This is a genomic window from Palleronia caenipelagi, from assembly GCF_007004065.1.
Taxonomy (GTDB): domain Bacteria; phylum Pseudomonadota; class Alphaproteobacteria; order Rhodobacterales; family Rhodobacteraceae; genus Palleronia; species Palleronia caenipelagi.
In genome coordinates this window covers 1-5597 of sequence record NZ_VFSV01000086.1, presented here as the reverse complement: position 1 = coordinate 5597, position 5597 = coordinate 1, and the positions used below count along the sequence as shown (strand labels likewise).

Below are 5597 nucleotides of genomic sequence, written 5' to 3'. Positions count from 1 at the left end.
ATCATCCGCCACGCCAAGCTGGAGCAATCCATGAGCCGCAGGGGTCAGTGCCTCGATAACGCCCCGATGGAGAGCTTCTTTTCTTCGCTGAAAAAGGAGCTGGTCCATCGCCATCGGTTCAGAACCCGAGAACAGGCCAGGGCCGCGATCTTCGAATACATCGAGGTCTTCTACAACCGCCAGCGACGGCATTCAGCCATAGGCTACCAGACGCCAGCGCAGGCTTTCGAAGAAATGAGTTGGAAAATCGCCGCGTAGCGTCAACAATCACACTGTCCGGAAACAGGGACGAAGATCAACATGAAGTTTGGAATTGGCCCCGCCGCTGCCGACCGGGGAAAATTCAATTGCCACTTTTGGGGAGATTACGACCGCCACTAACAGGTCAAGAGCTATGGGCTGAAACAGGAATTTATAACCCCACACTGCCCGCAGCAGAACGGGATGATAGAACGCTTGATCTGCTCTCTGAAAAAGAACAATGCGTCCATCGCCAGCGCTTCGAAAGCCTGGCGCATGCAAGCCGCGCCATCGGTGACTGGATCCAGTTCTATAACACCAAACGCCCGCATAAGGCTCTTGCTATGCGGACACCAAATGAGGCATTCAATTTAGCAGCTTAACCTGAGCAGATTCCGATGGGTCAATACACTTCGATGTTCGTCGAAACATTTTGTGTGGTTACCCATGTACCAATTCCTTACTGTCGAACCAGCAACTTTTGGTGGACTGATGACACGTAGCGAAACATACGGAATAATTTTGGTTTTGATAGCAGCTCTGTCGTGGAGTACGGCAGGATTATTCACCAGAGTTGTCAATACAGATATACCAACAACACTGCTGTGGAGGTCCGTCTTCGGTGGGTTTGTTGTGATGGCAATATACTATTTTTTGCAAGAAAAAAAATCTATCGCCGGTCTCTTCAGGTTTTCAAAAGGAGAAATAGTAATAGCGGTTGTTTCAGCAATAGCCATGTCGTGTTTTATTTCGGCCTTCTTCTACACAACAATTGCAAATGTTTCATTCATTTACGGCGCTGTGCCGCTTGTAACTATGTTACTCGCTTGGGCTTTGCTAAAGGATTATCCGTCCAAGACAGGCGTATTTGCATCGCTAATTAGCGCCAGTGGAATTTTTATTCTTGCATGGGGCGGGCAAGATTTTAGTGATTATGTCGGATTGCTTCTCGCATTTTTGATGACATTTTTTATGGCCAGCATAACTGTATTGGCAAAGTATTTTCCTAGCGCTAACGCGTCAAAATGCGCGTACCTTTCGGCATTTATTGCTGCAATATTTGTTTTCCCTTTTTCAGAAGGGGTATCTGTTGCAGCCGTAGATATGACATGGCTTGCAGTATATGGGGTGATCAATGTCGGTTTAGGTTTTGGTGTGTATCTTCTTGGTGTTTCTAGGGTATCAGCACTTGCAGCGGCTTTGGTGGGATTAAGCGAAATTCCACTTGCACCTATATGGGCCTTCGCACTTTTTGGCGAGGCAATCACGGGTGCGACGATACTAGGTGGAATAATGATTTTGTCGGCATCAATAATTTACATAATGAGGTCTAGCAATACCAATAAATCAAATAGTTAAGGGCATCTCGCTTTCTTCTTTAGACATCTTCTTTTTGGATGGAGAGTATAGTACGAATAGAGGGAGTGCAGTAAAAATAAGGCCACCAAAAAAATTCCCTATCAATACCGGTATTTCATTCCAAATAAGGTAATCGAGAACCGAAAAGTCACCACCTAAGAGAAGCGCTGTTGGAAACAGATACATATTAACAACGGAGTGCTCAAAAGTCATTGCAAAAAACAACATAATTGGCATCCACATTGCAATGACTTTTCCTGCAACGCTAGTGGAAACAAAAGCACCAATTACCCCTAATGAAACCATCCAGTTACAAAAAACTCCTCTCAAAAAAATTGTGACCATACCACCCATTCCGTTCTCTTTGTACCCAACGGTTCGGCTTTTTCCTATCTCTGCTAGTGTTTCGCCGACTATCGAAGGTGGTGTTGTGAAGCCATTTGTGAAAACAGTTGCCGTCATAATTGCTACTGAGAATGCACCAACGAAATTTCCTACGAAAGCCAACACTATACCGCGAACCACATCGGAAATACTGACACCTTTATCGCCGGACAGGTATGCAAGAGGCAGTAGTACGAAAATCCCCGTTACCAGGTCGTAGCCCATCAGGTAGAGCATACAGAACCCTACTGGAAACAGGATTGCCCCAACAATGGGAACACCAGTTTGAGTCGATATTGTCACCGCGAAGACGGCAGCTACTGCAAGAATCGCACCAGCCATAAAGCTACGAAGTAGTACATCTTTAGCGCTGGATTTGGCTTTTTTTTCACCGGCAGTAATGGCGTGTGAAACAAACTCAGAGGGTGGTATATAAGACATCGTCGTACCTTTAGATTTTTTGATATCGGATGGAATTCAAGCGAGGCTACGAGTGTCCAAAATTACTGTTGTGCAGTCAGGATAATCAGAACCAAGAGGATCAGGATAGGTGATTCCTGTGGGCCGGAAACCAAGTGCGACAGCACTATTAAAGATGCTATTTGATGATCCCGGAACACGAACATCCATTGCCACCAATGTAATTTCCTTATTCCTACAATGCGAGATAGCTGTCTGCATTAATTTGTGGAAAAGTCCCTCAGGATAATCGGGATATACCTTCTTTCGAAACTCTTTACGAACCATTACTCTGGTCAGCTCAGCTTTGGATACTTCTCCATGAAGTAAGGTAGGTTGGTTTGTTTTTTGTTCGGCGGGAAGCTTAGATTCAAAGGGATAGGCTATCCTTATAGTGCCAGCTGCGTTTCCATCGACGTAGGCCAGAATGTGAACGGAGCTTGGCTGGAACGAGTCATTTATGAAGCTATCATTTATATCCCCAGCCCAGCCCAATTCATCACGATATACCGCCTCCCAAACAGTTAAAGTTCCGGGGGACGGCAATCCTTTGTAGGTTACCAAATGAGGTTTGGTTCTAAGCGGGTTCAGCAACATCCTGACCTTGGAAGTGCTTCTCATGTTCGTCAGGGTTAACCCAATTCCCGTCGAATTGATGAATGCCACTGTGCCATGTCGCTGAATCGTACCAATAGTAATTAGGGACAGGCGGGAGCGGTTCACAGTATGGTTGCTTTTCCAGATCGCACAGGACCAGAGCAGCACGAGCCGCGAGCATGTAGCACGAAAGCGGTGGTGTCACGGCGTTTATAGGGACGTTTCCGACATCACCCATCCAATCATATATGCCCTTGAGATCAGGAAACCGGGGCAAATAATTGAGTTGCATTACGATGAGTTTCTCAACATCATCTTTATCCAACTTTTTACCCTCAGGAATTTGGAACAGGTCTTTTAGGGTCATTCCACCCTTTTCAAACTTGTATATGTTTGCCCCCCATCCCCAAACACACGAAGCAAGCATGCACTTTGTTCTTTCGCTTTTCTGGAAAGCGTCATGTAGAGCATAACGTTCGGTAATAAGATAAACGTCGGTTTGATCAAAAACCAAATCACATCCGTCTACAAATTCTTCAGCCGTGTGTGTTTGAATGCCTTCAGGAAAAACTTCTAATGTAACGTCACTAACCATTTCCCTTACAACTTCACCCACCACGATTGCCTTGTTTCGCCCTAGTGTTTTTTCACCTGCTCCAAGTTGACGATTGATGTTTGACGCTTCAAAGCTATCCGGGTCAGCCAACTTGATATGACATACGCCCAGCCGAGCGAGAGTCATGGCTAGGAGGCCACCGATGCCGCCACAGCCTGCAATTCCAACTACGGAATCTCTGAGTTTCTCCTGAGACAGCTTTTGTTGTGCTTCGTCGACACCAAGAAAGCAGCCGTTACGATTAACCCTATTCCAGTAGAAATTTTCATCAAATTTAGCATCATGGCGAATAATTCTAGCCTTTTTAAGCATAGTTCAGCTCCTATTTTATGATTTCCACTGGTTGCTATTCAAATACTCGTCGATATTCGCGTACCGCATTGTAATTTCCTCGCCTTGTGAAATGTCTCGATGGGCAAGAAGGGTCATTGTTGTTTCATCTTTGAAGCGACCCCAGCGAATGAAAGCGTTTGGATTCGATGAATGGTTGCAGAAGGCCATTGCTCCGAAGGCCAGAAACCCTACGGGTTTTGTACTCACATCGGTGTAGAACGATGGATCATAGAAAACATACTTGTAGGCATCTGTCGTTTTAATGTACTTAAGATCGGTTTCGGGAATTGGATAGGCAATAATGGATGCCACAACGCCGTTGGCTGCGTATTGCCGCCCTGCTACAAGCATACGACCCTTCTCACCGGAATGCATCATCATCAGGTCGCCCTGAAGTATTGAAAAACTGGTGGTTTCTGGATGCGTAGGACAGTCAGTTTTGGGAAGTGCTATGGTGCTCATTAGCTTTCCTTGAAAAATCCTTAGTTTCTACCAGAGGGAGATATCGCGATAGACATTTCAAGTATTTTCGCTACGATATCTGTCGAAACATGGTTGCGGATGGGGGGGGGGGCTACTTCTTTGTGCTTTCCATAACTAACGGAAAAAAAAGATAAAATGTATCTTGAAGATTTTGGTAAGGCGGTTGGACACAAGAGTAGAGCGGCTATTTTGCTTGCCTTGATCGGTGGAAAGGCACTGCCTGCAAGTGAGCTGGCGTACCGCGCTAAAATTTCCAATCAGACAGCCAGCAGCCACCTGGCTATTTTAGAAGACTTGAATATGATATTTGTCCGTCAATGTGGTCGTCATCGATACTATGAGTTAGTTGACCATGACATCGCTGATGCTATAGAGGCGTTGGCAAGTAAACTTAAACTGGGCCTGAGGGATGAAAAAGTCTCGGATCACCTGAGATATGCTCGGTTCTGTTATGACCATCTGGCCGGAGTATTGGGAGTATCCATTACAATTAGGCTATTAGAAAAAGGTGTGCTTGGAGCTGATACAGATACTTTTAAAGTTGTAGATTCTCAACATTCAGTTTTTGAAAAGTTGGAAATAGACTTAGAGTGCCTTGGCAGAAAGCGCCGCCTTTTAGCTCCAAAATGTATAGACTGGAGTGAAAGAGTGCCTCATGTAGCCGGATCACTTGGTGCGGCAATAGCTGTGTCACTTGAAAAGCAAAAGATGATCGAGAGGTCAAAAGAAGATCGATCTGTGAAGATTACCCGGAAAGGGTATATTTTCCTAGAAAGAGAGTTGAATATTAGTAGAGAGATTTTGAATAACCAGTAGCCTTCTCGAAATTGATCTTCGTCCCTGTTTCCGGACAGTGTGATTGTTGACGCTACGCGGCGATTTTCCAACTCATTTCTTCGAAAGCCTGCGCTGGCGTCTGGTAGCCTATGGCTGAATGCCGTCGCTGGCGGTTGTAGAAGACCTCGATGTATTCGAAGATCGCGGCCCTGGCCTGTTCTCGGGTTCTGAACCGATGGCGATGGACCAGCTCCTTTTTCAGCGAAGAAAAGAAGCTCTCCATCGGGGCGTTATCGAGGCACTGACCCCTGCGGCTCATGGATTGCTCCAGCTTGGCGTGGCGGATGAT

9 protein-coding genes are annotated in these 5597 nt (G+C 45.8%); 4 read left to right on the top strand and 5 right to left on the bottom strand.

The window, feature by feature from the left end:
- The 3 genes from FEV53_RS19415 to FEV53_RS19405 all read left to right on the top strand — a co-directional run.
- Window positions 1-258, top strand: a 258-nt coding sequence (locus tag FEV53_RS19415) for an integrase core domain-containing protein (protein WP_142835848.1), incomplete at its 5' end; no start/stop codon positions are given.
- The gene (locus FEV53_RS21335; RefSeq protein ID WP_221931687.1) at window positions 240-623 is read left to right on the top strand and encodes an integrase core domain-containing protein; all 384 of its coding nucleotides are present in this window, start codon (window positions 240-242) and stop codon (window positions 621-623) included. The genes FEV53_RS19415 and FEV53_RS21335, both read left to right, overlap by 19 nt.
- Window positions 624-732: 109 nt before the next feature.
- The gene (locus FEV53_RS19405) at window positions 733-1599 is read left to right on the top strand and encodes a DMT family transporter (protein WP_142836318.1); all 867 of its coding nucleotides are present in this window, start codon (window positions 733-735) and stop codon (window positions 1597-1599) included.
- On the opposite strand, the gene FEV53_RS19400 is transcribed toward FEV53_RS19405, so the two are convergent.
- Genes FEV53_RS19400 through FEV53_RS19385 form a run of 4 tightly spaced genes read right to left on the bottom strand, consistent with a single transcriptional unit; the run spans window position 1588 to window position 4450 of the window.
- A complete protein-coding gene (locus FEV53_RS19400; protein WP_142836317.1) occupies window positions 1588-2424 on the bottom strand; it encodes a formate/nitrite transporter family protein in 837 nt (278 codons plus the stop codon). The genes FEV53_RS19405 and FEV53_RS19400 overlap by 12 nt on opposite strands.
- A 36-nt stretch (window positions 2425-2460) precedes the next feature.
- The gene (locus tag FEV53_RS19395) at window positions 2461-3039 is read right to left on the bottom strand and encodes a GNAT family N-acetyltransferase (protein WP_142836316.1); all 579 of its coding nucleotides are present in this window, start codon (window positions 3037-3039) and stop codon (window positions 2461-2463) included.
- The gene (locus FEV53_RS19390) at window positions 3020-3967 is read right to left on the bottom strand and encodes a ThiF family adenylyltransferase (RefSeq protein ID WP_142836315.1); all 948 of its coding nucleotides are present in this window, start codon (window positions 3965-3967) and stop codon (window positions 3020-3022) included. Before FEV53_RS19390 ends, FEV53_RS19395 begins: the two co-directional genes overlap by 20 nt.
- Window positions 3968-3982: 15 nt before the next feature.
- A complete protein-coding gene (locus FEV53_RS19385; protein ID WP_142836314.1) occupies window positions 3983-4450 on the bottom strand; it encodes an SET domain-containing protein-lysine N-methyltransferase in 468 nt (155 codons plus the stop codon).
- Between the two features lie 156 nt (window positions 4451-4606).
- Here FEV53_RS19385 and FEV53_RS19380 point away from each other — a divergent pair, with 156 nt between their 5' ends.
- Window positions 4607-5287, top strand: a complete 681-nt coding sequence (locus FEV53_RS19380) for an ArsR/SmtB family transcription factor (RefSeq protein WP_142836313.1) — start codon at window positions 4607-4609, stop codon at window positions 5285-5287.
- 52 nt (window positions 5288-5339) lie between these two features.
- Here FEV53_RS19380 and FEV53_RS19375 read toward each other — a convergent pair.
- The coding region (locus tag FEV53_RS19375) for an integrase core domain-containing protein (RefSeq protein ID WP_142835848.1) at window positions 5340-5597 on the bottom strand (258 nt) is incomplete at its 5' end.

Bases quoted from the DNA above. Each gene is read 5' to 3' on its own strand.
- FEV53_RS19395 (WP_142836316.1), bottom strand. From the start codon at position 3,039: ATGTTGCTGAACCCGCTTAGAACCAAACCTCATTTGGTAACCTACAAA.
- FEV53_RS19405 (WP_142836318.1), top strand. From the start codon at position 733: ATGACACGTAGCGAAACATACGGAATAATTTTGGTTTTGATAGCAGCT.
- FEV53_RS19385 (WP_142836314.1), bottom strand. From the start codon at position 4,450: ATGAGCACCATAGCACTTCCCAAAACTGACTGTCCTACGCATCCAGAA.
- FEV53_RS19400 (WP_142836317.1), bottom strand. From the start codon at position 2,424: ATGTCTTATATACCACCCTCTGAGTTTGTTTCACACGCCATTACTGCC.
- FEV53_RS19380 (WP_142836313.1), top strand. From the start codon at position 4,607: ATGTATCTTGAAGATTTTGGTAAGGCGGTTGGACACAAGAGTAGAGCG.
- FEV53_RS19390 (WP_142836315.1), bottom strand. From the start codon at position 3,967: ATGCTTAAAAAGGCTAGAATTATTCGCCATGATGCTAAATTTGATGAA.